Here is a 26,659-nt window from a genome sequence, read left to right as displayed (position 1 = left end):
GAGTGGTGACTCGGCACGCGGCTGGTGATTCGGCACGCCGTGGGGACGCCGAGCGCAAGAGGATGCCGCGCACAGGTGCCGAGCGTAGGGTCGAGCATGTGGCGCGCGATGACTGGGACCCGGACGATCTCCCCGATCTGAGCGGTCGTCGTTACCTCGTCACCGGCTCGAACACGGGTGTCGGATTCTTCAGCTGTCTGCAGCTCGCCGCGGCCGGTGCCCACGTCGTCATGACGGCCCGAAACCCCTCGCGGCTGTCGCGCGCGCGGGCCGCGATCCTCGACCAGGTGCCGGATGCCGACCTCGAGACCCTCGCGCTCGACACGAGCAACCTGGGCTCGGTCCGCGCCGCCGCGGCGACCGTCCGCGGACGCGTCGGACTGCACGGCGCCCTCTTCAACGCGGGTATCGTCCACCCGCCGGAGGAGCGCGAGGTGACCCGCGACGGGCACGAGCTCGTCATCGCCACGAACGCCCTCGGCCACTACGCGCTCGCCGGTGCCGTGCTGCCCGCGCTCGCCGCCGCCCGCGGCCGCATGGTCTGGCTCGGCTCGATCGCGACCAAGCTCTTCCCGTGGGACCCGATCGACCCCGAACTCGTCGACGACTACACGCCGTGGCGGGCGTACGTGCAGTCGAAGGTCGCCACCGCGGCGCTCGGTTTCGAAGCGGACCGGAGGCTGCGTGCGGCATCCGTCCCCGTCCAGAGCCTCGTCGCGCATCCCGGCTACTCGCTCGGCGGGCGGACGCGACGGATCCCCGGCGTCAGTGCGCCGTCGCGGCGCAAGCGCCTGCTCGGCGGTCTGCAGGCCGCCGTCGCGCAGTCGAAGGAGCGGGGGGCGTGGGCGCCGGTGCGCGCGCTCGTCGACCCCGACGCCGAGGGCGGCCAGTACTGGGGTCCCGCGCGGACGTACACCGGGGCGCCGGTGCTCGAGCGCGCGCCGCGGATCGCGATCGACCCCGACGTCGGCGCCCGCATGTGGCACTACGCCGAGCACGCGACACGCACCGAATGGCCGTACCTGAAGGGCCGGCGGCTGCGCCTGCGCTGAGCTTCCGCGGCCGGGTGCGGTGACGGATGCACGACCGCGGGGGCGGGAGTGGGCCCGGACCCGCGCGCGGTGCGACAGCAGCACCGGCGGTCGTGCAGACGTGCGGTGCTCCCGGCGAGCGCGCGCTGACTCAGGCGGTCAGCCAGACCGCCTGTGCGGCGGCCGGCGGCAACTCGATCGTCGGACCGCCGTCGATCTGCACGGCGCCCCGCCCCGTCGCCGTCAGGGTGTGGCCGACGTCGATGCCGATCTCTTCGAGCGAGCGCAGCAGCGCGGGGTCGCGGTCCGAGACGCGCAGCACGCGGCCGGTGTGCCCGATGGTCGCCTCGGCGAGCAGCACGAACGGCTCGCGCTCGACACTGCCGTCGGCCCCCGGGATCGCGTCGCCGTGCGGGTCGAACCGCGGGTGGCCGAGCCGCGCGTCGATGCCCGCCAGCAGGCGGTCGCTGATCGTGTGCTCGAGCACCTCGGCCTCGTCGTGCACCTCGTCCCATGCGTAGCCGAACTCGCGCACGAGCCACGTCTCGATGAGGCGGTGGCGGCGGATCACCGCGGTCGCGCGGCGGGTCCCGGCATCCGTCAGCGAGATCGGTCCGTACGGGCGGTGCGCCACGAGGCCCTGCGCGGCGAGCTTCTTGACCATCTCGGTGACCGACGACGGCGCGAGTCCGAGTTCGGCGGCGAGCACCGACGGGGTGACGGGATCGGTCTGCCACTCGGTGTGGTGGTAGATCGTCTTCAGGTAATCGTCGACCGTGGAGACGGAGGCGGGCACGGACCCCAGATTATCCGCCGAAGAGGGTCAGCCAGAGCAGCAGGGCGTTGAGCGTCACGAGGAACACCGAGGCCAGGATGCCCGCGGCCGTCGTCCACACCCGGTTGCGGTAGCCGCCGAGCACGTCGCGCTTCGCGGTGAGCGCGACGAGGGGGATGAGCGCGAACGGGATGCCGAAGCTCAGGATCACCTGGCTGAGGATGAGCGCGAACGTCGGGTCGACACCGAGGGCGAGGATCGCGAGCGCGGGGACGAGCGTCACGAGGCGGCGGGCGAGGAGCGGGATGCGGACGCGCAGGAGCCCGTGCATGATCTCCGCCCCGGCGTAGGCGCCGACCGCGCTGCTGGCCAGTCCGCTCGCGAGCAGGCCGACGGCGAACAGCGTCGCGACGACCGGTCCTATGCCGTCCTGGAGCGCCGCGTAGGCGCCCTCGAGGCTGTCGGTGCCGGGGACCCCGGCGAGGTTCGCCGCCGCCAGCAGCAGGATGCAGAGGTTCACGGTGCCGGCGATCGCGAGCGCGATCGTCACGTCCCACCGGGTGGCGCGGAGGATGCGGCGGGTGTCGATCGCGGCGTCGGCGGCCGCGGCATCCGTCCTCTTACGGTCGTCGGCGGGACGGAAGCGGTCGCGGGCGAGCGAGCTGTGCGCGTAGATCGCGTGCGGCATGATCGTCGCCCCGAGGATGGATGCCGCCAGCAGCACCGAGTCGGTGCCGTCGAACCGGGGGAGGAGGCCCCGGGCGACGCGGGCGGACTCGGGCGGTCCGATGAAGACGCCGTAGGTGAAGCCGAGGGCGATGATCGCCATGAGCCCGATGATGACGAACTCGAAGCTGCGCGCCCCGCGACGGGACTGGATCAGCAGGAGCGCGATCGAGACCGCGCCGGTGATGAGCCCGCCCCACAGCAGGGGGACGCCGAACAGCAGCCACAGCGCGACGGCGCCGCCGATGATCTCGGCGACGTCGGTGGCCATCGCGACGAGTTCGGCCTGCAGCCAGTAGGCGCGGCGCGCCGTGTTGCTGCGGATGCGCCTGCCGAGGACCTCGGGCAGGCTCTGCCCGGTGACGATGCCGAGCTTCGCCGACAGGTACTGGATGAGCCACGCCATGACGTTGCCGAGCACGACGACCCAGACGAGCAGGTAGCCGTAGCGGGCGCCCGCGGTCATGTTGCTCGCGACGTTGCCCGGATCGAGGTAGGCCACCCCGGCGACCAGTGCAGGTCCCAGCAGCCAGGCCGCGCGACGGCCGGTGCGCGCGGACGCGGGGCTCGGGGCGAGGTCGGTTTTCGGCACGCCGAAAAATCTAGCAGCACTTTTCGGTGCGCCGAAAGACCGTGGTGGCGGGGCGCGGCATGCGCGCGGCTAGCCTGGATCGGTGCCCGATCCGACCGATGCCCCCGACGCGGAGCCGCAGCTGCCGGTGGGCGTGGGCCCCTGGCCGGGTGGGCCGGACAGCTGGCCCGACGACCCGCGGTACGACCGCGACCTGCTCGCGGGCGGCGACCGCCGCAACGTGATCGACCGCTACCGCTACTGGACCATGGCGGCGATCGTGGCGGACCTCGACGAGAAGCGGCATCCGTTCCACGTCGCGATCGAGAACTGGCAGCACGACATGAACATCGGCTCGATCGTGCGCAGCGCCAACGCGTTCGGAGCGGCCGAGGTGCACATCATCGGCAAGCGGCGCTGGAACCGTCGCGGGGCCATGGTGACCGACCGGTACCAGCACGTCCGCCATCACGAAGACGTCGCGGCCTTCGCCGCCTGGGCGGATGCCGCCGGGCTCCCGATCCTCGCGATCGACAACGTCGACGGCTCGGTGCCGGTCGACCGCTCGGACCTGCCCGAGCGGTGCGTCCTCCTGTTCGGCCAGGAGGGGCCGGGGCTGTCGCCCGAGGCGCTCGCCGCGGCATCCGGAGTCGTCGAGATCACCCAGTACGGGTCGACCCGGTCGATCAACGCCTCGGCCGCCGCGGCGGTCGTCATGTACGAGTGGTGCCGCCGGTACGCCTGATACTCGGCCGGGTCAGTCCTCGATCGTGAGGCCGACGGTGTAGGTGGCGTCGGTTCGGCCGACGACCAGCAGGGCGAACCCGGGTCGTGCATCGGCGGGGACGGTGACCTCCGTGTCGAGGCGGCCGTCCTCGATCGGCGCGGTGCCGAGCACACGGGATGCGCCGTCCTGGCGCAGCTCGACGGTCACCTCCCGCCAGGGTGCCTCGCCCGAGGGGTCGTTCGGAGTGTCGTTGCAGACGGTCCATCCGGCGCCGGTGACGGCGACGGTCTCGCCGGGCGCCGCCGTCTCGGGTGACACCGTCAGCGTCGGCGCCTCGCACGCCCCTTGCGCCGTGCCCCCTGCCAGGATGCTGCCGCCGCTGCAGCCGGAGAGGGCGACGGCCACGACGGTCGCCGCGAGCACCGACCCCCGCCGGCGCATCAGCCGAACATCCCGAACTCCGCGGACCCGTGCCCACCGGTGGCCTGCGCGTCGGCCGCCGCGTCGCCGCCGAACAGCACGCGCGAGATGCCGCGGGTGTCCTCGAGCATCGCGTCGAGCGCCACGGCGAGGTCGTCGTCGGTCACGTCGCGGTCGTCGCTGACGGCGCGCAGCACCGCCCGGCGGATGACCTCCTTGACGAAGGATGCCGTGACCCCCTCGGCGCGCTCGGCGGCCGTCGCGAGCGCCTCGGCCGACAGCGGCAGGCCGCCGCCGTAGACCTGGAACAGCTGCTGCCGTGCGGGCAGGTCGGGCAGCGGGATCTCGAGTGCGAGGTCCACGCGGCCGGGGCGGGCGGCCAGCGCCGGCTCGAGGATCTCGGCCCGGTTCGTGGTGAGGACGAATGCGACATCGGCGTCGCCGTCGAGGCCGTCGAGCGCGTCGAGCACCTCGAACAGCAGTGGCTGCAGACCGAAGTCGCCGCGGTCGGCGGCGACGAGGTCGACGTCCTCGAGCACGACGAGCGCGGGGCTCATCGCCCGGGCGAGCGCCGCCGCCTCGCCGATCAGTCCGAGCGCCGCGCCCTGCAGCAGCACGACCGTCGTGCCCGGCGTCTCGTGGATGAGGTGGCGGATCGTCAGCGTCTTGCCCGTGCCGGGAGGGCCGTACAGCAGCACGCCGCGCTTGAGGTGCTGCCCGCGCGCACGGAGGTCGCCCGCCCTGCCGCCGATGTCGACGACGTGCGCACGGATGCGGTCGAGCAGCCCGTCGGGCAGGATCACCTGATCGGCGGCCACGGCCGGCCGCTCGAGGAACGTCATCTTGCCGATGCCGTGGTGCCCGAACTCGCCGCGCGCGAAGCTCACGACGTTGCCGCGGACGACACTGAGCTCGGCCATCAGTCGGCGCACCTCCGCGAGCAGGCCCGACGCGACCTCGGGCGACGCCGCCACGACGTCGAGCGTCGCAGTCTCGCGACCCGTCTGCGGGTCGGCTGCGCGCTGCAGGGCGGCCACCGGCATCCCGTCGACACGGAAGAGGCGGAGCGCCGTCGACTTGGTCTGCCGGCTCGTGTCGGGGCCGGTCGGGACCGACACGTACTCGACCGGTCCCGGCTGGATGCGGGCGTAGGGCGAGGCGAGCAGGCCGGCGAACTCCTCGTGGCGCAGGTGCCGCCCGCCGCGCAGGCCGAGCACCTCCGCGTCGTCGCCGGCGAGGGCGTCGAGGGCGAGGTCGAGGTCGACGAGCCGGTGCGGCGGAACCCACTCCGACACCATCGGGAGCCCGGTCGGGTCGGCGCCGAGGTGGTCGGCTACCCGCTCGCCGAGCGGGGTCAGCGGGGCGTCCTCGGCCTCCGGCATCCGGTTCAACCGCTGCACCAGGCGGTGCAGGTCCTTCAGGAAGTCGTCGTCGCGCGGGTCCATGCCCGCACTCTAGGGGACGGCGGTGACGTCACACCGCGACGGTCAGCCATTCGGCCCGCCGCACCCGCCAGCCCAGCGTCACGAGGCGCGCGAGCATGTAGACGCCGAAGAAGCAGACCGCGAGCCACGCGAGCCCGCCCGATCCGGCCGGGTGCACGGCGATCAGGATCACCAGCACCGGCAGGTACGGCACGAGATTCAGACCGCCGGCGATCGCGAGGTACTTCGCATCGCCGGCTCCCATGAGCACGCCGTCGAGCACGAAGACCACGCCGCAGATCGGCTGCGCGAGTGCGAGGACCAGGAGCGCCGGCTGGATGAGGGCGGCGAGCTCCGGATCGCCGGTGAACGCGAGACCGATGACCCCCGACAGGCCCGCGATCAGTGCGCCGACGATGACCCCGAACCAGGCGCCCCACGCGACCGTGCGGCCGAGCACGCGGCGCACGAACGGTTCGTCCTGTGCGCCGAGCCCGCGGCCGATCAGCGCCTGCGCCGCGATCGCGAGCGCGTCGAGGGCGAAGGCCGCCGTCGAGAAGATCGTGAACGCGACCTGCCATCCGGCCAGCTCGTCGGTGCCGAGACCCGTCGCGACGCCGACGGTCGCGAGCAGCGCCACGCGCAGCGACACCGTCCGCAGGAACAGCCACCCGCCCGACCGCGCCGACCCCCGCACGCCCTCGCGCTGGGGCAGGACGGATGCCGAGTGCCGCCGCGCGAGGCGTCCGATGACCACGGCGTACGCGGCGACCATGCCCCACTGCGCGGCGACCGTGCCGGCGGCCGACCCCGCGATGCCCCACCCGAACCCGTAGATGAACAGCCAGTTCAGGAGCGCGTTTGCGCCGAACCCGAGGCCCGCGATCCACAGCGGGGTGACCGTGTCCTGCATGCCGCGGAGCAGCCCCGTCGCGGCGAAGACGATGAGCATGGCGGGCAGGCCCCACATCGACAGGGCGAGGTAGGTCACCGCCTGCTCGGCGACGTCGCGCGTCGGACCGAAGAGGTCGACGAGCCACGGCGTCGCGAGCGAGCCGGCGAGGGCGAGCAGCGCCCCGAGCCCGAGGGCGAGCCACAGCCCGTCGATCCCGACGCTGACGGCGCTGCGACTGTCGCCCGCGCCGAAGCGTCTCGCGACGGCGGGCGTCGTCGAGTAGGCGAGGAAGATCATCAGTCCGACGATCGTCTGCAGCACGGCGCTCGCGATCCCGAGCCCCGCGAGCGGCACGACACCGAGGTGACCGATCAGGGCGGCATCCACGATGAGGAACATCGGCTCGGCCACGAGCGCCCCCAGCGCGGGGACGGCCAGGCGCAGGATCTCGCGGTTCAGGGTCTGCGCGGCCATGATTTTCAGCCTAGGGGTGGGCGGCGACGCGGCCCGCCCTCAGCCGGTGCGCGGCTCGTACCGGCGCGGCAGGTGCGTGCGGGCGACGAGGTCGCGGAGCGCCTCGAGCGAGCCGGACACGAGGCCCGCCGCGCGCGCCTGCACGAGGATGTTGCCGAGCGCGGTCGCCTCGACGGGGCCGGCGAGCACCGGCACGCCCGCGCGATCGGCGGTCCGCTGGCACAGCAGCTCGTTCAGCGCGCCGCCGCCGACGACGTGGATGACGCGCACGGCGACTCCGCCGACGCGGCCCGCCTCGTGCGCCACGTCGGCGAACGCCTGCGCGAGCGACTCGACGATGCTGCGGGCGATCTCGGCGCGACTCCGCGGCGCGGCCACGCCGTGCTCGTCGCACCACGCGGCGATGCGCGCGGGCATGTCGCCCGGCGGGAGGAAGCGGGGGTCGTCGACGTCGAAGACGGCGACGGGCTGCCGCACCGCCGCAGCGGCCTCCAGCAGGTCGCCGAGCTCGACGGCCTCGCCCTCGCGCTGCCAACCGCGCACGGTCTCGCTGAGGATCCAGAGCCCCATGACGTTGCGCAGCAGACGGATGCGGCCGTCCACACCGCCCTCGTTCGTGAACCTCGCCTCGCGGGCCGTCTCCGTCAGCACGGGGCGCTCGACCTCGACACCGACGAGTCCCCACGTGCCGCAGGAGATGTAGGCAGCGTCCCGCGACGCCAGGGGCACGGCGACGACGGCGGATGCCGTGTCGTGCGACCCGACGGCCGTCACCGTGGCCTGCGCGCCGAGGGCGTCGGCGACCTCCGCCGACAGGTCGCCGATCGCCTCACCGGGCGACACCAGCGGTGCGAGCAGGCGCGGCGACAGGCCGAGCGCGGCGATCAGGTCGGCATCCCACTCGCCCCGTGTCGGCGCGGAGCAGCCCCGTCGTCGACGCGTTCGTGCGCTCGGTGCGCGCCTGCCCGGTGAGCCAGAACCCGATCAGGTCGGGGATGAGGAGCGCGTGATCGGCGAGGGCGAGCAGGTCGCGGTCCTCGGCGGCGAGCTGGTACAGCGTGTTGAACGGCAGGAACTGCAGCCCGTTGCGGGCGAACAGCACCTCGTGCGGGTGCGTCCGGTGCACCGCCTCGACGCCGCGCGCGGTGCGCTCGTCGCGATAGTGGAAGGGTTCGCCCAGCAGGCGCGACCTCGCGACGAGGCCGTAGTCGACGGCCCACGAGTCCACGCCGATGCTCGCGACGTTCGCGTCGCCGCGCAGGGCCTCGCGCAGTCCGGCGAGGACCGATCCGTAGAGGCCGAGCAGGTTCCAGTGCAGGCCGTCGGGCAGGCGTACCGGCTCGTTCGCGAAGCGCGCGACGGTGGTCGTCTCGAGGGTGTCCGCCCCGACCCGGCCGACGATCACCCGTCCGCTCGTGGCGCCCAGGTCGACGGCCGCGACCGTCCCCGGTGCGCCGCTCACGAGGACAGCGCCGCGAGCCGTGCGGCGAAGCGAGCGAGGGTGAGGGATGCGGCATCCCCCTCGTCCGGACGGTTCAAGTGCCCGTGGTCGGTGCCCGGCTCGATGACGTGCTCGACCTCGCGGCCGGCGGCGGCCAGGGTGCGCGCGAAGTGCTCGCTCGAGACGCGCAGTTCGTCCACGTCGCCCGCGACGATGAGCGTCGGCGGGAACTCGGCGAGCTCGTCGGCCGTCGCGAGGCCCGGGATCGCGGCCAGCGGAGCGCCCACGACCGATCCGCCGAGGTAGTTCTCGTACATGCCGAGCACGGCGTCGCGGCCGAACCGGTCCGCCTCGGGCTGCGCGTCGAGTGCGGCGCGGAGCGCCTCGTCGGGGTCGGGCTGCTCGGCGAGCAGCGTCGGATAGGCCAGCAGCACGAGCGCCGGCAGCGCGCGGTCGTTCGCGATGAGGCGCAGCACGGCGCCGGCCGCGATGTTGGCTCCGGCGCTCGCCCCGCCGATCGCGAGGCGCGCCGGATCCACCCCGAGCGTTGCGGCCTCGGTGTGCAGCCAGTCCCACACCGCGAGCGTGTCGTCGGATGCGGCGGGGAACCCGGCGCGCTCGCGCCCGGGCTCGACCGTGGGCGGCTCCCATCCGTCCGGCAGCGGCGCGAGGCGGTAGTCGACCGAGAGGACCGTGGTCCCGGCATCCGCCAACGTCCGTGCGACGTGATCGGCCTCGGGCATGTCGATGTCGCCGGCGGCGAACCCGCCGCCGTGCAGCCAGACGAGTCCGGGCGTGGGGCGCTCGATCACACGCGCGGGATAGACGCGGACGAGTCCGCCGGCGGCGCCGTAAGGGGTAGGGGTGTCGCTCATCGGTCGATCATGCACCCCAGCCGGCCTGCGTGCCGCCGACGCGCTCGGCGGCGATCCTCTGCAGGTGACCGGATGCCGCGTACGCGGCCATCGGGTCGGCGGGAAGTCCGCGCGAAGCTCGCCACTCGGCCAGCGTCGGACGCACGTCCGTGTAGAAGGCGTCCATGAGGATGCCGTTGGCTCCGAGGACGTCGTTGGCCTGCTGCGCGGCGTCGAGCGCGGCGCGGTCGACGAGGAGGGCGCGGGCCGTCATCTCCTGGACGTTGAGCACCGAGCGGATCTGGCCGGGGATCTTGTCCTCGATGTTGTGGCACTGGTCGAGCATGAAGGCGACGTCGGGGTTGTTCAGCCCCCCGCCGCGCACGACCTCGACGAGGATGCGGAACAGCTGGAACGGGTCGGCGGCGCCCACGATGAGGTCGTCGTCGGCGTAGAAGCGCGAGTTGAAGTCGAACGAGCCGAGCTTTCCGAGGCGCAGCAGCTGCATGACGATGAACTCGATGTTCGTGCCGGGGGCGTGGTGGCCGGTGTCGAGGCAGACCATGGCGCGGTCGCCGAGCGCGGCCACCTGCGCGTACGAAGTGCCCCAGTCCGGGACGTCGGTGTGGTAGAACGACGGCTCGAAGAACTTGTACTCGAGCACGAGGCGCTGGTCGTCGCCGAGGCGCGCGTAGATCTGCTGCAGCGAGTCCTGCAGGCGGTCCTGACGGCCGCGCATGTCGTTCTGGCCCGGGTAGTTCGAGCCCTCGGCGAGCCAGATCTTGAGGTCGCGCGACCCCGTCTCGTGCATGATGTCGATGCACTCGAGATGGTGGTCGATCGCCTTGCGGCGGATGGCCTCGTCGTGGTGGGTGAGGGCGCCGAACTTGTAGTCCTCGTCCTGGAACGTGTTCGAGTTGATCGTGCCCAGCTGCACGCCGAGATCCTCAGCGTGGCGGCGGAGGGCCGCGTAGTCGTCGACCTTGTCCCACGGGATGTGCAGCGCGACACTCGGGGCGAGCGCGGTGTAGCGGTTGACCTCGGCGGCATCCGCGATCTTCTCGAACGGGTCGCGCGGGGTGCCGACCGTCGCGAACACGCGGAACCGCGTGCCGGAGTTGCCGAACGCCCAGCTGGGCAGCTCGATGCCCTGGCCTTCGAGCTGGGTGAGGATCTCGGGGGAGAGCGTGGTCATGACGGATCGCTTTCTGAAGGGGCGTCGACGGCGGCCGTCAACTGGTCGTGCAGGTTGAAGACCTCGACGAGCGGGGTCGCCGCCTGATCGGGGCGGCCCTCGAGGCCGACGAAGAAGCGGCTCATCTCGGGCTCCCACCGGGCGGCGACGGGCGAGGCGGCGAGGTAGGCCTGGGCGGCCGTGTCGTCGTCGACCTCGTAGTAGCCGAACAGGCGACCGCCGTCGCCGAGGAAGAGCGAGTAGTTGCGACGACCCGCGGCGGCGATCTCGGCGAGCATCTCGGGCCACACCGGGGTGTGGCGGGCGACGTACTCATCGATCAGGGCGGGGTCGATCTGCAGCTGGAAGGCGACGCGGGGCATGTCACTCCTTCGTGAACGCGGGTCGTTGATCGGGGAAGCGTTCTATGAAACGATTCAAGAATCAGAACAGTAACGTGGGTCCGAAGCATCCGTCAAGGCAGGTCACGTGGCAGTCAGTGTGAAGGACGTCGCTCGCACCGCGGGCGTCTCGGTGGGGACCGTCTCGAACGTCCTCAACCGTCCGGCGAAGGTCGCCCCGGCGACCGTCGAACGCGTGCACGCCGCGATCTCGGAGCTCGGCTTCGTCCGCAACGACGCCGCCCGGCAGCTGCGCGCCGGCCGTAGCCGCACGATCGGGCTGGTCGTGCTGGACTCGGCCAACCCGTTCTTCGCCGAGGTCGCCCGCGGCGCCGAGGAACGCGCCGCCGAGCACGGGGTGATCGTCCTCTTCGGCAGCAGCGGACAGGATGCCGCCTGCGAGAATACGTACCTGGACCTGTTCCGCGAGCAGCGCGTCAACGGCGTGCTGCTGACCCCGATCGCGCTCGACGAGACGCGCGCCGCGATGCTCGAGACCGCCGGGGTGCCCGTCGTGCTCCTCGACGCCGAAGCCGACGGCGACCTGCCCTCGGTGGCCGTCGACGACGTCGAAGGCGGATACCTGGCCGTGCAGCACCTGTTGCGGCAGGGGCGCCGCCGCATCCTGTTCGCCGGGGGCCCGGCATCCGTCCGCCAGGTGGCGGACCGCCTCGACGGTGCCCGACGCGCGCTCGCCGAGGTGCCGGACGCCACGCTCGAGGTCGCTCCGACCGACGAGCTCACGGTGCTCGCGGGGCGGCTCGTCGGCGAGGAGCTCGCCCACCGCGCCGGGGTCGACCGGCCCGACGGCGTGTTCTGCGCCAACGACCTGGTGGCCGTCGGGGTCCTGCAGGGGGCCGGCATCCTCGGATCGCTGCGCGTGCCCGAGGACCTCGCCCTCATCGGCTACGACGACATCGACTTCGCCCAGTCGACGGTCGTGCCGCTCAGCTCGATCCGCCAGCCCGCGCGCGAGATCGGCGCCGCCGCCGTCGACGCGCTGTTCGCCGCCCTCGAGGACCCGGATGCCCCGCCCCAGCGCATCCGCTTCCGCCCCGAGCTCGTCGTCCGGGCCTCCACCGGGGGCTGACGCGCGGCGGGGCACTGTCGCCGTCGGCGGGCCTGCGGCGGGCCTGCGGCGGGTTGGGCGGCGGGGCTGAGCTTCGGCGCGCGGCACTGTCCGCGGAGATCGACGCTGTCCGCGGCGTGTCGGGCGGAATCCGAGCGGGTTTCCCCGCGAATCTCCGCGGTTCGTGCCGCAGGGCTGTGGGCGGGATGCCGAGAGGGGCGAGGCGCCGGAACGCTCGCGCCTGCGTGATCCGGACGTCGGTGAGGCGTCGCGCCGCACCAATCGCGGGGTTTTGGCGCAGCCGGCGGCGTGCGGCGCTGCCTCGGCCGCGTTTCGCTCGGATATCCGCGGTTCGTGCCGCGCGGCTGAGGGGGGGATGCCGGCATCCATTGACACGATTCAACACCGCACCTAGGCTCGGGGTACAGGTCGATGCCGCGCGAGCTTTCCCTATGCCGTTCAGGCGAATCGCGGTCGTCAGCCGGCGAGGAGTCGGCCGAGCGCGATCCCGAGAAGCCCCGCTGCGACGGCGAGCACCAGCATCCCGACCGCGTTCATCGCCCCGAGCGCGTACCGGCGCTCCTGCACGAGGCGCACCGTCTCGAAGCTCGCCGTACTGAACGTCGTGAACCCGCCGCACAGGCCCGTGCCGATCACGAGTCGCCACACGTCGTCGACGACGCCGGCCAGCGCGAGCTCGGTCACGAAGCCGAGCACGAGCGAGCCGGCCACGTTGATCAGGAGCGTGCCGACGGGGAGCGCCGTGCGAACACGCGCCTTCACGGCGCCGTCGACCACGAGGCGCAGAGCCGCGCCGACACCGCCGGCGAGAGACACTGCGAGGAACAGGAGTGGCGTCATCGGGTCACGGCCCTGCGGTGCCGGGCCGCGCCGAGCGCGATGCCGGCGACGGTCGCGAGCGCGCCGACGACGACGGTGCCGAGCGCGTACAGGATGCCGGCAGTCGGGTCGCCACCGGTCAGCAGCAGGCCGCTGTCGACGGCGAGCGCACTGTACGTCGTGAATCCGCCCGCGAATCCCGTGCCGAGGAGCAGGCGCAGCGCGCGGCGGCGACCGAGGTCGGGCCCGCGTCGCGCGAGGGTCTCGAGGAGTGCGCCGAGGAAGAGTGCGCCGACGATGTTGATCGCGAGGATCGCGACGGGGATGCCGCCGACCGAGGGCATCGCGAGCGACAGGCCCTCGCGGGCCGCCGTGCCGACGGTCCCGCCGACGAGCACGAGCAGGATCGACGACCACGCGAGGTGCACCGGCCGCGCGGCATCGGCGATGTCGCCGTCGATCGGGAGTTCGCCGTGCGGATCGGGCGCGGGGCCGGGCGTGATCATCGCGTCCACGATAGTCCCGGCATCCGTCTCACCGTCTCTCAGCGGTCGATGACGGGCCGCTCCGAGCAGGCCGACGGCCGCCCGTAGACTTCGCACCATGACCGACCGCACCCCGCGTCGACCCGGGCCCTCGGGCGCGGTGACCCTCGACGACGTCGCGCGCGAGGCGGGCGTCTCGCTCGCGACGGCGTCGCGCGCCCTCAACGGCTCGACGCGCAAGGTTGCGGACTCCTATCGCGAGCGCGTCGAGGCCGCCGCGGCGCGGCTGGGCTACACCGCGAACCTCTCCGCGCAGGCGACCGCGCGGGGGACGTCGGCGATCCTCGCGCTGGTCGTCGCCGACATCGCCGACCCCTACTTCGGGCTCATCGCCTCGGGCGTCGCGCGCGGTGCCGACGAGGCCGGGCTCGTGGTGACGGTCGCGATCACCGAGCGCGACCCCGAGCGCGAGGTGCGGCTCGTGCGGGCGCTCCGCGGGCAGCGGCCCCGCGGGCTCATCCTCGCCGCGTCCCGGACCTCGGCGGGCCCGGCGCCCGAGCTCACCCGCGAACTGGACCTGCTCGGCGCGATGGGCGGCCAGGTCGTCGCCCTCGGTCCGGGGGCCGGCGGCGTGCGTTCGCTCATCCTCGACAACCGCGCGGGCGCCGAGGCCCTCGGGCGGGCGCTCGTCGACCGCGGCTACCGCCGGGCCGTCGTCCTGGCCGCCGAAGAGGGCACGGCCACGAGCGATTCGCGCCTCGACGGCTTCCGCGCCGGCTTCACGTCGGCCGGGGGCGAGGAACCCCGCGTCTACCGCGGCGGCTTCACGCGCGAAGCGGGTGACGAGGCGATGACCCGGGCGCTCGCGGACGGCGTCGAGACCGGCACGGTCGTGTTCGGCATCAGCGACGTCGTGGCGATCGGCGCCCTCACGGCGATCCGCGCGGCGGGACGCACGGCGGGCGCCGACATCGCCCTCGCAGGGTTCGACGACATCCCGACCGGACGCGACGTGACCCCCGCCCTCACCACGGTGCACGTGCCCCTCGAAGAGGTCGGCTACCAGGCGTTCCGCGCCGCGACCGACGCCGCGTGGGAGCCGCATCCCGACGACCTGCGACTCGACGTGCTGCTGCGCGAGAGCACCCCGCCGCGCGCATGAGCGTCGTCGTCGCCCTCGACAGTCTCAAGGGCTCGCTGCCCGCCGCCGCGGCATCCGCCGCCCTCGCGGACGGGTGGCGCGAGGTCGACCCCGCGGCCGAGATCGTGCTGCGCCCCATGGCCGACGGGGGAGAGGGGACCCTCGACGCCTTCGCCGCCGCCGTGCCCGGAGCGCAGCGCCGCCCGGTGCGCGTGCGCGGCCCGCGCGGCACGCTCGTCGACGCGGCGTGGCTGCTGCTGCCGGACGGCACGGGTGTCGTCGAGCTCGCCTCGACGAGCGGCATCGAACTCCTCGGCGAGGACCGCCTGCCGTGGGACGCGGACACGACCGGGTTCGGGCAGGCGATCGCCGCCGCCCTCGACGCGGGCGTCGAGCGGCTCGTCCTCGGCATCGGCTCGTCCGCCTCGACCGACGGGGGGAGCGGGATGCTGCGCGCTCTCGGCGCGCGCATGGTCGACGCCGACGGGCGCGACGTCCCCGCCGGCGCGCGCGGGCTCGCTGCCGTGTCGGCGATCGACTTCTCGCGCCTGCGAACCCCGCCGGCGGGAGGTGTGACCGTGCTCAGCGACGTGACGAACCCGCTGACCGGGCCCGCAGGCGCCGCGGCCGTGTTCGGACCGCAGAAGGGGCTGACCGCCGCCGACGTCGAGGTCGTCGACGGCGTGCTCGAGCGGTACGCAGCCTGCATCGCCCGGCGCGTGCCGGCCGCCGACCCGCTCCTGCCGGGAGCGGGGGCCGCGGGCGGCACCGGGTTCGCGCTCGCCGCATGGGGTGCCGACCTCGTGCCCGGCGCGCAGCGCATCGCCGACCTCGTGGACCTGGCCGGTGCGGTGGCCGCGGCATCCCTCGTCGTCACGGGGGAGGGCGCGTTCGACGGGCAGTCCGCCGCCGGCAAGGTGCCCGCGTTCGTGCAGGGGCTCGCGGCAGCGCACGGGGTGCCCGTCGCGGTCGTCGCCGGGCGGATCACCGCCGACGCCGACACCACCGGTTTCGCGCACACGATCTCGCTCACCGACCTCGCCGGTGGCGCGGCAGCGTCGATGGCCGATCCGGCGCGCTGGCTGGCCGAAGCCGGGCGCCGCCTCGCGACACGGAGCGCCTGAGCGGGGCACACGCATGGCAGCCGAGGCGGAGCAGGGACGGCGGGAGTAGTCCCGCGAGGACTGGATCGCTTACGCCGACCGGCTGCTGGATGCCGCGCGCCGGCACGCGACGTCGGGACTCTCAGCCCGCTCATAGCAGTCGCTCAGGTCGCTCACAACCCCTGCGGGGGGCCTCATCCGCCGTCCCTACAGTCGGCGGCGACGCTCCGTGCGCAATCCGTTCTGGGCGTCGCACCGAATGATCTGCAGCACCACATGTCTGCAGGGCCGCGGCATCCGTCGCACCAACGGAGGGACACTCGAATGACCAGCTCACCCAACCGCCTCGTCGCCGTCATCTTCGGCGCCGTCTACATCCTCGTCGGCCTGCTCGGCTTCGCCGTCACCGGTGGGGTCGACTTCCTCGCCACCGACGGCGAGCTGCTGCTCGGCATCTTCATGGTCAACCCGCTGCACAACGTCGCGCACCTCCTGATCGGTGCGGCGCTGCTCATCGGCGGCCTGTCGAACGTCCGCGCCGCCAAGGGCGTGAACATCGTCGTCGGTGCCGCCTACCTGCTGCTCGGCGTCGTCGGCTTCTTCCTCGTGGGCACCGCCGCGAACATCCTGGCGCTGAACACGGCCGACCACTTCCTGCACCTCGCCAGCGCGCTCGTGCTGCTCGGCGTCGGCATCGCCGCCGACAAGCAGGTCTCCCCTCGCGCGGCCGTCTGATGTCGCCGTCCGGCCTGGTCCGCTCGTGGCCCGCGCTCGCCGCGTGGGGCGCAGGGCTCTTGCAGCTCGGACTGGGAGCGGGCGCGATCGTGAAGGGCGCCGATGCCGCTGACCGCGGCATCGGCGTCCTGCTCGCCGCCGTCGGGGCGGCGACCATCGCCTGGGGCGTCGCGGCGCTGATGCGGGGGCGCGTGGTTGCGCCGCCCGCGGGCGTCGGAGTCTCGCTCGCCGGTCTCGTCGCCGTGACCGCGCTGCTCGTGATCGGTCCCCCGCAGACCAGCATCTATCCCGTCGTCGTCTCCACAACGCTGGGTCTTTCCGTCGGCGTGGTCTCGGCGATCGCGATGCGTCGCGCCGGTCGGCGGCCGTCGCACCCCGCTGCTCGCACCGCCGCCCGCACGAGCGTCGGCGGCCTGATCGTCGGTGCTTTCCTGCTGGCAGGACTCGTGACCCCCGCCCTCGCCGCGACGCCCATTGGCAGCGATGCGCCCGGCGCCGAGGTCAACGAGGTCTTCCTCCACGGACACGGCGGGCACTGAGCCTCGCGTTCGCGGATGCAAGAGATCCGCCGCGACACGCCGGTGCCTGAGCGGATGCCGCGGCGTGTCGCGCAGCATCCATTGCATCGCGTGACACCTGTCACGCAACCGTCCCCCACGACACGCGAAACGCCCCGGCGCACAGCGGCACCGGGGCGTTCGTCGCGTGCGGGTTACAGCCCGCGGGCGAGGCGGTAGTACGCCTGGTTCCAGCGGAGCTCCTTCTGGAAGCCGCGCACCGTCGTGTCCTCGTCGATGACGAGCAGCTCGGTGCCGGCGATTTCGGCGAAGTCCCGGAAGACCTCGATGCCCACGGCCGTCGTCATGACGGTGTGGTGCGCGGCACCGGCCGCGAGCCAGCACGAGGCCGAGGTCGCGAAGTCGGGCGACGGCTTCCAGACGGCGCGGCCCACCGGCAGCTTGGGCAGGTCGGGCGCGTCGACGTTCTCGACGACGTTCGCGACGAGGCGGAACCGGTCGCGCATGTCGCTCATCGCCACGACGAGGGCGGGTCCGGCGTCCGCCGTGAACACCAGGCGCACGGGGTCGGCCTTGCCGCCGATGCCCAGCTCGTGCACTTCGAGGCGCGGCTTCGAGGTCGTCAGCGACGGCGACACCTCGAGCATGTGCGCGCCGAGGATGCGCTCGTTGCCGGGCACCAGGTCGTAGGTGTAGTCCTCCATGAGGCTCGCCCCGCCGGGCAGGCCCGAGCCCATGACGTTCGCGACGCGCACGAGGATCGCGGTCTTCCAGTCGCCCTCGGCGCCGAAGCCGTAGCCCTCGGCCATGAGGCGCTGCACGGCGAGACCGGGCAGCTGCGTCAGCGCGCCGAGGTCCTCGAACGACGTCGTGAACGCGCCGAAGCCCCCCACCTCGAGGAACGAGCGCAGCCCGATCTCGATCGCGGCGCCGTCGCGCAGCGACTGGTGCCGCTCCGCGCCCGGCAGCAGCTCGTCGGCCACGTCGTACGAGGCGACGTACTCCTCGACGAGGGCGTCGATCTGCGCCTCGGATGCCTGGGCCACCGCATCCGCCAACTCGTTCACACCCCACGTGTTGACCTGCACGCCGAACTGCAGCTCGGCCTCGGTCTTGTCGCCTTCGGTGACGGCGACGTAGCGCATGTTGTCGCCGAAGCGGGCGAGCTTGAGGGTCTTGACGGCCTGCCAGCCGGCGGCGGCGCGCTGCCAGTCCTCGATCTGCTGCACGACGACGTGGTTCGAGACGTGGCCGACGACGGTCTTGCGCGGCACGCCGAGGCGCGTCTGGATGTACCCGAACTCGCGGTCGCCGTGGGCGGCCTGGTTGAGGTTCATGAAGTCGAAGTCGATGTCGTTCCAGGGCAGCTCGACGTTCGCCTGCGTGTGCAGGTGCAGCAGCGGCTTGCGCAGCGCGTCGAGCCCCGAGATCCACATCTTCGCGGGGCTAAAGGTGTGCATCCATGCGATGACGCCGATGACCGAGTCGTCGGCGTTCGCGTCGAGGGCGAGGCGCTTGATCGAGTCCGAGTCCTTCAGGACGGGCTTCCACTCGACCTTGACCGGAAGGCCGGCGAGGCCCGCGGCGACGGCCTGCGACTGTTCGGCGACCTGGCGCAGCGTCTCCTCGCCGTAGAGGTTCTGGCTGCCGGTGACGAACCAGACGGTGTACTGCTCGAGGCTGGTGGAGAGGGTCATGCTGTTCCTTCGTTCGATGAGCGGATGCCGCGCAGCGGCAGCGCGGGGATGGCCGCGGCCTCGGCGGCGAGTCCGGCGCGGTATCGGGTGAGGTAATCGGCGAACCCGGCGACGTCGGCCGGGTCGGGCTCGGCGGTGACGGATGCCGCCCCCGCGAACACGTGGTCGGTGAGGTACGTCGACAGGTCGGAGCCGGTCTTCGCGGCGGCGTACGCGGCGAGCACGGCCATGCCCCACGCGCCGCCCTCGGCCGCCGTGTCGCCGACCGTGACGGGCGCGTCGAGCGCCCCGGCGAGGAACCGCTGCGCGACGCCGGCCGTCCGGAAGACGCCGCCGTGCGCGAACATCGCGTCGAGCGCGACACCCTCCTCGGCGAGCGTCTGCATGCCGATCGCGAGCGTCGCGAACACGCCGTAGACCTGCGCGCGCATGACGTTGGCGAGCGAGAACTCCGCGTCGGGCGTGCGCACGACCAGCGGGCGGCCCTCGTCGAGTCCGGCGATCGGCTCGCCGCTCAGGTGGTTGTACGCGAGGACCCCACCCGCATCCGGGGCGCCGGTCAGCGCTTCGCGCAGGAGCGTCTCGTAGACGGCATCCGTCGTCAGCGACTGACCGGATGCCACGGCGAACCGCGCGAACAGCGACGCGAACGACGCCAGCTCGCTCGCGCCGTTGTTGCAGTGCACCATCGCGACCGGGTCGCCCGCGGGTGTCGTGACGAGGTCGATCTCGGTGTGGACGCGCGCGAGCGGGCGCTCGAGGACCACCATCGCGAAGATGCTCGTCCCGGCGCTGACGTTACCCGTGCGCGGCGAGACCGCGTTGGTCGCGACCATGCCGGTGCCGGCGTCGCCCTCGGCGGGCGCGGCGACCGCGCCGGGCCGGAGCGTGCCGGTCGGGTCGAGCAGGGCGGCGCCGGCGGCGGTGAGGGTCCCGGCATCCGCTCCCGCGGGGAGCACCTCGGGCAGCAGGTCCGTGAGGCTGCGGCCGGCGAGGAACGCGGCGGCGTGCGCGTCGTACGCGGCGACGCGGTCGCGGTCGTACTGCCCGTCGGTGCCGATCGGGAACATGCCCGACGCGTCGCCGATACCCAGCGCGAAGCGGCCGGTGAGCTTCTCGTGCACCCAGCCGGCGAGGGTGTTGATCTTCGCGAGCGAGGCGAGGTGCGCCTCGTCGTCGAGGACGGCCTGATGCAGGTGGGCGATCGACCAGCGCAGCGGGATGTTGACGCCCAGGAGGTCGGTGAGCTCCGCCGCGGCGGCGCCGGTGGAGGTGTTTCGCCACGTGCGGAACGGGACGAGCAGGGTGCCGTCCTCGTCGAAGGCGAGGTAGCCGTGCATCATCGCCGAGACGCCGATGCCGGCGAGGTCGGTCAGCTCGGCGCCCTGGCGGCGGACGTCGGCGACCATGTCGGCGTAGGCGGCCTGCAGGCCCGACCAGATCGCGTCCTCGGCGTAGGTCCAGACGCCGTCCTCGAGCGCGTTCTCCCACTCGTGGCTGCCGACGGCGAGCACGGTGGTCGGGTCGCTCGCATCGACGAGGCACGCCTTGATGCGGGTCGAGCCGAGCTCGATGCCCAAGGCCGCGCCACCGGAGGAGATGACGGATGCGGCGCTCATCGGCGGTCGTCCGAGCTCTGGCCGTACACGTTCTGGTAGCGGTTGTAGAGGGCGTCGATCTTGTCCTGCGGGATCGGGATCAGCTCGCCGCCCTGCCGGGCGAAGTGCACGGTGCGGGCGGCGTCCTCGCACATGACGGCGGCCTTCACGGCATCCTTCGCGCTGACGCCGATCGTGAACGGTCCGTGGTTCTGCATCAGGACGGCGCGCGAGCGGTGGCCCTTCAGTGTCTCGACGATGCCGCGGCCGATCGAGTCGTCGCCGATGATCGCGAACGGTCCGACCGGGATCGGGCCGCCGAACTCGTCGGCCATGCCGGTGATGACGCAGGGGATCTCCTCGCCGCGCGCGGCCCAGGCCACGGCGTAGGGGGAGTGCGTGTGCACGACGCCGCCGACCTCGGGCATGTTGCGGTAGACGTAGGCGTGCGCGGCGGTGTCGCTCGAGGGCGAGCGGTCGCTGCCGGGGCTGCCGGGCACGACGTTGCCGTCGAGGTCGCAGAGGATCATGTTCTCGGGCGCGAGGTCGTCGTACGAGACGCCGGACGGCTTGATGACGAACAGGTCCGCGCCGGGGACGCGCCCCGAGACGTTGCCCCCGGTCCAGATGACGAGGCCGTAGCGGATGAGTTCGGCGTGGAGGGCGGCGACGTCCGCGCGGACGGCGGCGATCGCCTCATCGAGATCGGTCATGCGCTTGATGTTATCGGTAACATTCCGAATCCGCCACGCTCGGATGACGGGTTCTCCCCGCCGGTCCGGCACCAACCGCGGAGAAAACTCACGCAGCCGCATCGGATCGCCCCCGGCGGGCCGATGGCGACCGAATCTCCGCGGTTGTTGCGGGCCGAGCCCCGACCCCGAGCCCCAGCCCGACCCCGAGCCCCGCCCCCGCCGGCCTCAGCCGCGCGGCGCGGCGGTCGACGCGCGCGCGACGAGCACCGGTTCGGCGACCTCCGCCGTGGCCGGCAGGCCCAGCGCCTCGGCGACCACGCGCCGTGCCTCGCCGGCCGTGTCGACGTGCACCGTGGTGAGCGCGGGTGTGTAGAAGGCGGCATCCGCGTTGTCGTCGAACCCGGTGACCGAGACGTCCTGCGGCACGCGCAGCCCTTCGGCGACGAGGCCCGCGATGAGCCCGAGCGCCATCTGGTCGTTCGCCGCCGCGACCGCGGTCGGCCCGTCCTCGCGGCGCACCGCCTCGGCCACCTCGCGCGCCGCGGCCGTGCCCGTCGCCGCGCTCCAGTCCCCGCGCCACATCGCCGCGGGACGGATGCCGGCGGTCGCCAGCGCCGCCTCGGCACCCTCGTCGCGGGCCGTCGCCTCGAGCCAGTCCGCCGGTCCCGCCAGTAGCGCGATGCGGCGGTGGCCGAGCGCGACGAGGTGCTCGATCGCGAGCGCCGCGCCGGCGCGCTGCCGCTCGGCGCCCGCACCGGTGTGCAGCGCGGCGAGCGGGGTCCCGCCCGCCACCTCGCGCAGCGCGGGCAGCGTCGCGGTGTGCGCGGCGACGACGATCAGCGCGTCGACCCCTTGCGACAGCAGGCGTTGGGCGGCATCGGTGACGGATGCCGGGTCCGCGGCATCCGCGTAGGCCGTCGCCAACCAGCGGTCCGCCTCGCGGGCCGCCGCGTCGAGCGCGGCGATGCCGGCGCCGGGGCCCCACAGGGTCGCGTCCGAGGCGACGACGCCGACGGTGCGGGTCGTCGAGGTGCCGAGCGCTCGGGCGGCGTTATTGACGCGATAGCCGAGCTCGGCCATCGCGGCCTCGACGCGGGCCCGGGTCTCGGGGCGCAGGTTCGGGCTGTCGTTGATGACGCGCGACACGGTCTGCGTCGACACCCCCGCCCGCGCGGCGACGTCGCGCACGCCGGCGCGTGTCGTCCCGGCCCGTCCCATGGCGCTCACTGTAGCGGGCGCCATCTCACGTCGATGCGCTCGCTGTCGAGCACTCGGGCGCATCCGGCCCACGCGGTTAACGTGGAGGATCGACGCCGACGCACGGAGGAGGGACCGGATGCGGCTGCTGCAGCGCCTCGCGCTCGGACGCTTCTACGCGCGCCTGCCCGAGTGGGTGCGCCTGGTCGTCGCGGCCTCGGCGGTCGTGCTCGGCGTGGTCATCGTCATCCGGCCGACGACGGCGCTCGGCGTCCTCGCCTGGCTGATCGGCGGCGGCATGGTCCTCACGGGGGTCATCGAGCTGACCGGCCGCGACACGGAGGGGGTGCGTCCTCGCTGGCGCACGCTGACGGGCGGCGCGTGGCTCGTCGGCGGGCTCGTCGTCCTGCTGACCCCGGGGCTGACCGTGCGCGTCGTGGCGACCCTCGTCGGCATCCTGCTGCTCGTCGCGGGCGCGCTCGGCGTCATCGCGGTCTTCGCGAAGGGGCGCACGATCGATGCGCGCATCGCGGATGCCGCTTTCTCGGTCTCGGGCGTCATCTTCGGCGTCCTCGCGCTGTTCTGGCCCGACATCACCCTGCTCGTGGTGGCGGTCGTCTTCGGCGCGCGCCTCATCATGAGCGGGGTCGCCGACCTGTGGACGCGGGTGCGCCGTCGCCGCGACACCGAGCGGGAGCGGCGCCACCAGCCGCAGCGCCTGCGCCGCTGGGGGCGCACGGTCACGGCCCTCGTCTCCGTCGCGCTCGCCGTCACGACCGCGCTCGTCACCGTGCCGCTCCGCGAAGGATCGACCGTCGTCGACGACTTCTACGCGGCCCCTCGCGACATGCCGGGGGAGCCGGGGCGCCTCATCCGTGCCGAGCCGTTCACGAACGGCATCCCGGTGTCGGCGACGGCCTGGCGCATCCTCTACACGACCACCGGCGTCGACGGCGAGGTCCGGGTCGCGAGCGGTGTCGTCGTCGTCCCGAAGGAGGGCGACGGGCAGTGGCCGATCATCGACTGGAACCACGGCACGACCGGCTACTCCGAGCACTGCGCACCGTCGCTGCAGCCGCGCGGGCTCTGGTCGGGCGCGCTCTACAACCTGCCGACGATCATCCGGCAAGGGTGGGCCGTCGTGGCGACGGACTACATCGGGCTGGGGACCGAGGGCCCGCATCCGTACCTCATCGGTCCTCCCAGCGCGACGGCGTCGCTCGACGCGGTGCGCGCCGCCCGCGAACTGCAGGATGCCGACCTCGGCGTCCGCACGGTCATCTGGGGGCACTCGCAGGGTGGCGGCGCCGCGCTGTGGGCGGGGGCGATGGCGCGCGAGTACGCGCCCGAGCTGTACGTGCAGGGGGTCGCGGCGCTCGCGCCGGCCAGTGACCCGCCCGCGCTCGTGCAGAACATCTCGAGCGTCACGGGCGGCAGCATCTTCGCCTCGTATGCTTTCGCGTCGTTCTCGTCGATCTACGACGACGTCTCGTACGACGACTACGTGCGTCCGGGCGCCGACACGGTGCTCCGACAGATGTCGGAGCGCTGCCTGTCCGACCCGTCGATCGTCGTCTCGGTCGCGGCGGCGCTCGGCATGAGCGGCGATCCTCGCCTGTTCTCGACACCCCCGGCATCCGGTCCGCTGGGCGTCCACCTGCGCGACAACGCGGCACCGCTCCGCCAGAACGCGCCCCTGCTGGTGGCCCACGGCGGGGCCGACAGCGTCATCCCCGTCGCGACGCAGACCGCGTACGTCGACCGGATGTGCCGGGCCGGTCAGGTCGTCGACTATCGCATCTACGACGGGTACGAGCATGCGGCCGTCGTCGAGCGCCCGTCGCCGCTGCTCGACGAGCTCATCGAGTGGACCGCGGCGAGGTTCGCGGGTGACCCTGTGCCCGAGGAGTGCTCGACCACGAGGGAATGAGCCCCGGATCGGAGAGCGCCCATAGGGTGGGACGCATGACCGAGAACACCCTTCCCTCCGGCATCCAGCTCGACGAACTGAGTGCCGACATCCGGCCGCAGGACGACCTGTTCCGCCACGTCAACGGCGCGTGGCTCGAGCGCACCGAGATCCCCGAGGACAAGGCGCGCTGGGGGTCGTTCCACCTCATCGCCGAGCAGGCCGAGAAGGACGTCCGCACGATCATCGAGGAGTCGACGGATGCCGAGCCCGGCACCGAGACCCGCAAGATCGGCGACCTCTACGCGAGCTTCATGGACACCACCGCGATCGAGGCGAAGGGCGCCGAGGCGATCGCGCCGCAGCTGATCTACGTCGACCAGGTCACCGGCATCCCGAGCCTGCTGCAGACCTCCGGAACGCTCGAACGCGAGGGCGTCGCCGGCGTGTTCAGCACCTACATCGAGCCGGACCCCGGCAACCCGCAGCGGTACATCCTCTTCCTCGTGCAGGGTGGCTTGTCGCTGCCCGACGAGAGCTACTACCGCCTCGACAACTTCGAGAAGACCCGTGCGGCCTTCCGCGCGTACGTCGCGACGGTCTTCGGTCTCGCCGGTGTCGCCGACGCGGAGGCGCAGGCGGACCGCGTGCTCGCCCTCGAGACCGAGATCGCCTCGCACCACTGGGACAACGTCCGCAGCCGTGACGCCGTCGCGACCTACAACCTGATGAGCTGGGATGCCGCGGTGCAGCTCACCGGCGTCGACCTCGCGCCCTGGCGCGACGCCGTCGCCCCCGGCAAGGCGGGCGTCATCGAAGAGGTCGACGTCAACCAGCCGAGCTTCTTCGAGGGACTCGGCACCCTGCTGGTCGAGGATCGGCTCGAGGACTGGAAGGCGTGGCTGCGTCTGCAGGTCATCCGCGCGTCGGCGCCGTTCCTGTCGCAGGCGTTCGTCGACGCGAACTTCGCGTTCTACGGCACCGAGATGACCGGTGTGCCCGTCAACCGCGAGCGCTGGAAGCGTGGCGTCTCGCTCGTCGAGGCGGCCCTCGGCGAGGCGGTCGGCAAGGTGTACGTCGAGCGTCACTTCCCGCCGCGCGCGAAGGAGGAGATGGACGTCCTCGTCGACAACCTCATCGAGGCGTACCGGCAGTCGATCTCGTCGCTGGAGTGGATGACGCCCGCCACGCGCGAGCGCGCGCTCGAGAAGCTCGAGGCGTTCACGCCCAAGGTCGGCTACCCGGTGAAGTGGAAGGACTACTCCGACCTCGAGATCGACGCATCCGACCTCCTCGGCAACGTCCGCCGCTCGAACGCGTGGCAGCACGACCAGCAGCTCGCAAAGCTCGGGGCGCCGATCGACCGCGACGAGTGGTTCATGACCCCGCAGACGGTCAACGCCTACTACAACCCGCTGATGAACGAGATCGTGTTCCCGGCGGCGATCCTGCAGCACCCGTTCTTCGACATGGAGCGCGACCCGGCCGCCAACTACGGCGGCATCGGCGCGGTCATCGGTCACGAGATCGGTCACGGCTTCGACGATCAGGGCAGCGCGTTCGACGGCACCGGTGCCCTGAACGACTGGTGGACCGACGAGGACCGCGCCGCGTTCACGGAGCGCACGAAGACCCTCATCGAGCAGTACAACGCGCTCGTGCCGCAGGGGCTGTCGTCCGATCACACGGTCAACGGCGCGCTGACGATCGGCGAGAACATCGGCGACCTCGGCGGCCTCGGCATCGCGATCAAGGCGTACCGGCTGCACCTGGAGAAGGCCGGTTCGACGGATGCCGACGGTCCCGTGATCGACGGGCTCACCGGCATCCAGCGCCTGCTGCTGAGCTGGGGGCAGATCTGGCAGCAGAAGGGGCGGGATGCCGAGACGATCCGTCTGCTGACGATCGACCCGCACTCGCCGAACGAGTTCCGCTGCAACCAGATCGTCCGCAACATCGACGAGTTTTACGCGGCGTTCGACGTGACCCCGTCGGACGAGCTCTGGCTCGACGAGGACAAGCGCGTCACGATCTGGTGACCGCGATGCGCGGCGCGCCGGTCGTCAGCATCGAGCTCGAGTTCGATGCGGCGACCGAGCGCGCCGTGCGCGCGGAGTGGCAGGCGCTCGCCGACGCCGGGCTGTCGAGTCTCGCCGCGCACACGTCGCCCTCGAACGCGCCGCACGTGACGCTGCTGGTGCGTCCGTCGGTGTCGCTGGCGTCGGTGCCGTTGCCGGCCGCCTTCCCCGTGACTCTCGGTGCGGTGGTGCTGTTCGGCGCGGGGGAGCGGCGGGTGCTCGCACGCTCGGTCGTGCCGTCGGCCGGGCTGCTGTCGCTGCACGCCGCCGTGCACGAGGCCGCCGGTCCCGGCGACGACGCTCCGCACACCGCCCCGGGCGAGTGGATGCCGCACGTCACCCTCGCGCACCGGCTCAAGGTCTCGGACCTCGAGCGCGCGCTGCCGCTGCTCGGTGAGCCGATCGTCGGTGTCGCTCGCGGACTCAGGCGGTGGGATGCGGCAACCGCCACCGTCACCGAGCTGGGGGTGTTCGCACGCTGATCTGGGACCGCGCCGAAAACTTGCCGCAGAGGTTTCGGCGCGATCCGGTTTGGATGGGGGTTTTCGGTGGATGCATCTTCGGCGTGTCGCGTTCGTCTGCGGTGCTTGAACCGTCCCCGTTCTGATGCCGTTTCCTTTCGAGTCTGGAAGGAAGATGTTGATCATGCCGAAGAGGATTCCGGAGGAGACGAAGCAGCGT

The 26,659-nt window shown here is 72.8% G+C and carries 24 protein-coding genes and 1 pseudogene; 10 read left to right on the top strand and 15 right to left on the bottom strand.

Translation table 11 applies throughout. The annotated features are described in order from the left end of the window. Window positions 1-98 precede the first annotated feature (98 nt). Window positions 99-1,052 carry an SDR family NAD(P)-dependent oxidoreductase gene (locus ACPEH0_RS10580; protein WP_064002595.1) on the top strand — a complete coding sequence of 318 codons (954 nt, stop codon included), beginning with the start codon at window positions 99-101 and terminating at the stop codon, window positions 1,050-1,052. 130 nt (window positions 1,053-1,182) lie between these two features. Here ACPEH0_RS10580 and ACPEH0_RS10575 read toward each other — a convergent pair whose 3' ends face one another. Together ACPEH0_RS10575 and ACPEH0_RS10570 are read right to left on the bottom strand one after the other, a co-directional pair. Next, complete coding sequence (locus ACPEH0_RS10575; RefSeq protein ID WP_366214479.1) at window positions 1,183-1,827, bottom strand: metal-dependent transcriptional regulator; 645 nt, start codon at window positions 1,825-1,827, stop codon at window positions 1,183-1,185. Between the two features lie 10 nt (window positions 1,828-1,837). Next, window positions 1,838-3,124, bottom strand: coding sequence for an Nramp family divalent metal transporter (locus tag ACPEH0_RS10570; protein ID WP_366214478.1), 1,287 nt, complete (start codon window positions 3,122-3,124; stop codon window positions 1,838-1,840). Window positions 3,125-3,206: 82 nt separating this feature from the next. Between ACPEH0_RS10570 and ACPEH0_RS10565 the strand changes: the two genes are divergently transcribed. Then, a complete protein-coding gene (locus ACPEH0_RS10565) occupies window positions 3,207-3,848 on the top strand; it encodes a TrmH family RNA methyltransferase (protein ID WP_366214477.1) in 642 nt (213 codons plus the stop codon). Between the two features lie 12 nt (window positions 3,849-3,860). On the opposite strand, the gene ACPEH0_RS10560 is transcribed toward ACPEH0_RS10565, so the two are convergent. The 7 genes and pseudogenes from ACPEH0_RS10560 to ACPEH0_RS10530 all read right to left on the bottom strand — a co-directional run bounded on the left by ACPEH0_RS10560 (window position 3,861) and on the right by ACPEH0_RS10530 (window position 10,895). Continuing rightward, window positions 3,861-4,271 (bottom strand): hypothetical protein, encoded by a 411-nt coding sequence (locus ACPEH0_RS10560; protein ID WP_366214476.1) that lies wholly within the window; start codon window positions 4,269-4,271, stop codon window positions 3,861-3,863. Beyond that, window positions 4,271-5,695: an ATP-binding protein gene (locus tag ACPEH0_RS10555; protein WP_366214475.1), complete on the bottom strand. Its 1,425-nt coding sequence runs from the start codon at window positions 5,693-5,695 to the stop codon at window positions 4,271-4,273. The genes ACPEH0_RS10560 and ACPEH0_RS10555 overlap by 1 nt, the downstream gene beginning before the upstream one ends. Before the next feature lie 28 nt (window positions 5,696-5,723). Next, window positions 5,724-7,043, bottom strand: a complete 1,320-nt coding sequence (locus ACPEH0_RS10550) for an MATE family efflux transporter (RefSeq protein ID WP_366214474.1) — start codon at window positions 7,041-7,043, stop codon at window positions 5,724-5,726. Between the two features lie 39 nt (window positions 7,044-7,082). Then, window positions 7,083-8,505, bottom strand: a pseudogene (locus ACPEH0_RS10545) (rhamnulokinase). Next, the gene (locus ACPEH0_RS10540) at window positions 8,502-9,359 is read right to left on the bottom strand and encodes an alpha/beta hydrolase fold domain-containing protein (protein WP_366214473.1); all 858 of its coding nucleotides are present in this window, start codon (window positions 9,357-9,359) and stop codon (window positions 8,502-8,504) included. Before ACPEH0_RS10540 ends, ACPEH0_RS10545 begins: the two are co-directional and overlap by 4 nt. A gap of 7 nt (window positions 9,360-9,366) precedes the next feature. Next, window positions 9,367-10,533 carry an L-rhamnose isomerase gene (gene rhaI, locus ACPEH0_RS10535; protein WP_366214472.1) on the bottom strand — a complete coding sequence of 389 codons (1,167 nt, stop codon included), beginning with the start codon at window positions 10,531-10,533 and terminating at the stop codon, window positions 9,367-9,369. Continuing rightward, entirely contained in the window at window positions 10,530-10,895 is a 366-nt protein-coding gene (locus ACPEH0_RS10530) for an L-rhamnose mutarotase (RefSeq protein ID WP_366214471.1), read from the bottom strand. The genes rhaI and ACPEH0_RS10530 overlap by 4 nt, the downstream gene beginning before the upstream one ends. 106 nt (window positions 10,896-11,001) lie before the next feature. Between ACPEH0_RS10530 and ACPEH0_RS10525 the strand changes: the two genes are divergently transcribed. Beyond that, a complete protein-coding gene (locus ACPEH0_RS10525; RefSeq protein ID WP_366214470.1) occupies window positions 11,002-12,003 on the top strand; it encodes a LacI family DNA-binding transcriptional regulator in 1,002 nt (333 codons plus the stop codon). A 456-nt stretch (window positions 12,004-12,459) separates the two neighbouring features. Here ACPEH0_RS10525 and crcB read toward each other — a convergent pair whose 3' ends face one another. Both crcB and ACPEH0_RS10515 read right to left on the bottom strand, forming a co-directional pair. Continuing rightward, a complete protein-coding gene (gene crcB, locus ACPEH0_RS10520; protein WP_366214469.1) occupies window positions 12,460-12,843 on the bottom strand; it encodes a fluoride efflux transporter CrcB in 384 nt (127 codons plus the stop codon). Then, window positions 12,840-13,250 carry a fluoride efflux transporter FluC gene (locus ACPEH0_RS10515; RefSeq protein WP_423719468.1) on the bottom strand — a complete coding sequence of 137 codons (411 nt, stop codon included), beginning with the start codon at window positions 13,248-13,250 and terminating at the stop codon, window positions 12,840-12,842. Before ACPEH0_RS10515 ends, crcB begins: the two co-directional genes overlap by 4 nt. A gap of 175 nt (window positions 13,251-13,425) precedes the next feature. On the opposite strand from ACPEH0_RS10515, the gene ACPEH0_RS10510 reads away from it, so the two are divergent. The 4 genes from ACPEH0_RS10510 (at window position 13,426) to ACPEH0_RS10495 (ending at window position 16,825) form a co-directional block, all read left to right on the top strand. Further along, window positions 13,426-14,469, top strand: a complete 1,044-nt coding sequence (locus ACPEH0_RS10510; RefSeq protein WP_366214467.1) for a LacI family DNA-binding transcriptional regulator — start codon at window positions 13,426-13,428, stop codon at window positions 14,467-14,469. Beyond that, entirely contained in the window at window positions 14,466-15,572 is a 1,107-nt protein-coding gene (locus tag ACPEH0_RS10505) for a glycerate kinase (protein ID WP_366214466.1), read from the top strand. The genes ACPEH0_RS10510 and ACPEH0_RS10505 overlap by 4 nt, the downstream gene beginning before the upstream one ends. Window positions 15,573-15,875: 303 nt before the next feature. Beyond that, a complete protein-coding gene (locus tag ACPEH0_RS10500; protein WP_217532200.1) occupies window positions 15,876-16,286 on the top strand; it encodes a DUF4383 domain-containing protein in 411 nt (136 codons plus the stop codon). Further along, on the top strand, window positions 16,286-16,825 hold the full coding sequence (locus tag ACPEH0_RS10495; RefSeq protein ID WP_217532202.1) for a hypothetical protein: 540 nt from the start codon (window positions 16,286-16,288) through the stop codon (window positions 16,823-16,825). The genes ACPEH0_RS10500 and ACPEH0_RS10495 overlap by 1 nt, the downstream gene beginning before the upstream one ends. Window positions 16,826-16,998: 173 nt before the next feature. Here ACPEH0_RS10495 and araA read toward each other — a convergent pair whose 3' ends face one another. The 4 genes from araA to ACPEH0_RS10475 all read right to left on the bottom strand — a co-directional run bounded on the left by araA (window position 16,999) and on the right by ACPEH0_RS10475 (window position 22,012). Continuing rightward, window positions 16,999-18,501: an L-arabinose isomerase gene (gene araA / locus ACPEH0_RS10490; protein WP_366214465.1), complete on the bottom strand. Its 1,503-nt coding sequence runs from the start codon at window positions 18,499-18,501 to the stop codon at window positions 16,999-17,001. Further along, window positions 18,498-20,120, bottom strand: a complete 1,623-nt coding sequence (locus ACPEH0_RS10485; RefSeq protein ID WP_366214464.1) for an FGGY-family carbohydrate kinase — start codon at window positions 20,118-20,120, stop codon at window positions 18,498-18,500. Before ACPEH0_RS10485 ends, araA begins: the two co-directional genes overlap by 4 nt. Continuing rightward, on the bottom strand, window positions 20,117-20,812 hold the full coding sequence (locus tag ACPEH0_RS10480) for an L-ribulose-5-phosphate 4-epimerase (RefSeq protein WP_366214463.1): 696 nt from the start codon (window positions 20,810-20,812) through the stop codon (window positions 20,117-20,119). Before ACPEH0_RS10480 ends, ACPEH0_RS10485 begins: the two co-directional genes overlap by 4 nt. 207 nt (window positions 20,813-21,019) lie before the next feature. Next, complete coding sequence (locus ACPEH0_RS10475; protein WP_366214462.1) at window positions 21,020-22,012, bottom strand: LacI family DNA-binding transcriptional regulator; 993 nt, start codon at window positions 22,010-22,012, stop codon at window positions 21,020-21,022. A 118-nt stretch (window positions 22,013-22,130) separates the two neighbouring features. Here ACPEH0_RS10475 and ACPEH0_RS10470 point away from each other — a divergent pair, with 118 nt between their 5' ends. Genes ACPEH0_RS10470 through ACPEH0_RS10460 form a run of 3 tightly spaced genes read left to right on the top strand, consistent with a single transcriptional unit; the run spans window position 22,131 to window position 26,460 of the window. Continuing rightward, window positions 22,131-23,921, top strand: a complete 1,791-nt coding sequence (locus tag ACPEH0_RS10470) for a lipase family protein (protein ID WP_366214461.1) — start codon at window positions 22,131-22,133, stop codon at window positions 23,919-23,921. A gap of 35 nt (window positions 23,922-23,956) precedes the next feature. Further along, entirely contained in the window at window positions 23,957-25,939 is a 1,983-nt protein-coding gene (locus ACPEH0_RS10465; RefSeq protein ID WP_366214460.1) for a M13 family metallopeptidase, read from the top strand. A gap of 5 nt (window positions 25,940-25,944) precedes the next feature. After that, window positions 25,945-26,460 (top strand): 2'-5' RNA ligase family protein, encoded by a 516-nt coding sequence (locus tag ACPEH0_RS10460; protein ID WP_254632332.1) that lies wholly within the window; start codon window positions 25,945-25,947, stop codon window positions 26,458-26,460. The last annotated feature ends 199 nt before the right edge of the window (window positions 26,461-26,659 follow it).

It is taken from the genome of Microbacterium sp. NPDC079356, from assembly GCF_049545465.1.
GTDB classification, from domain to species: Bacteria; Actinomycetota; Actinomycetes; order Actinomycetales; family Microbacteriaceae; genus Microbacterium; species Microbacterium gawkjiense.
This window is presented reverse-complemented; position numbering and strand designations above follow the sequence as displayed.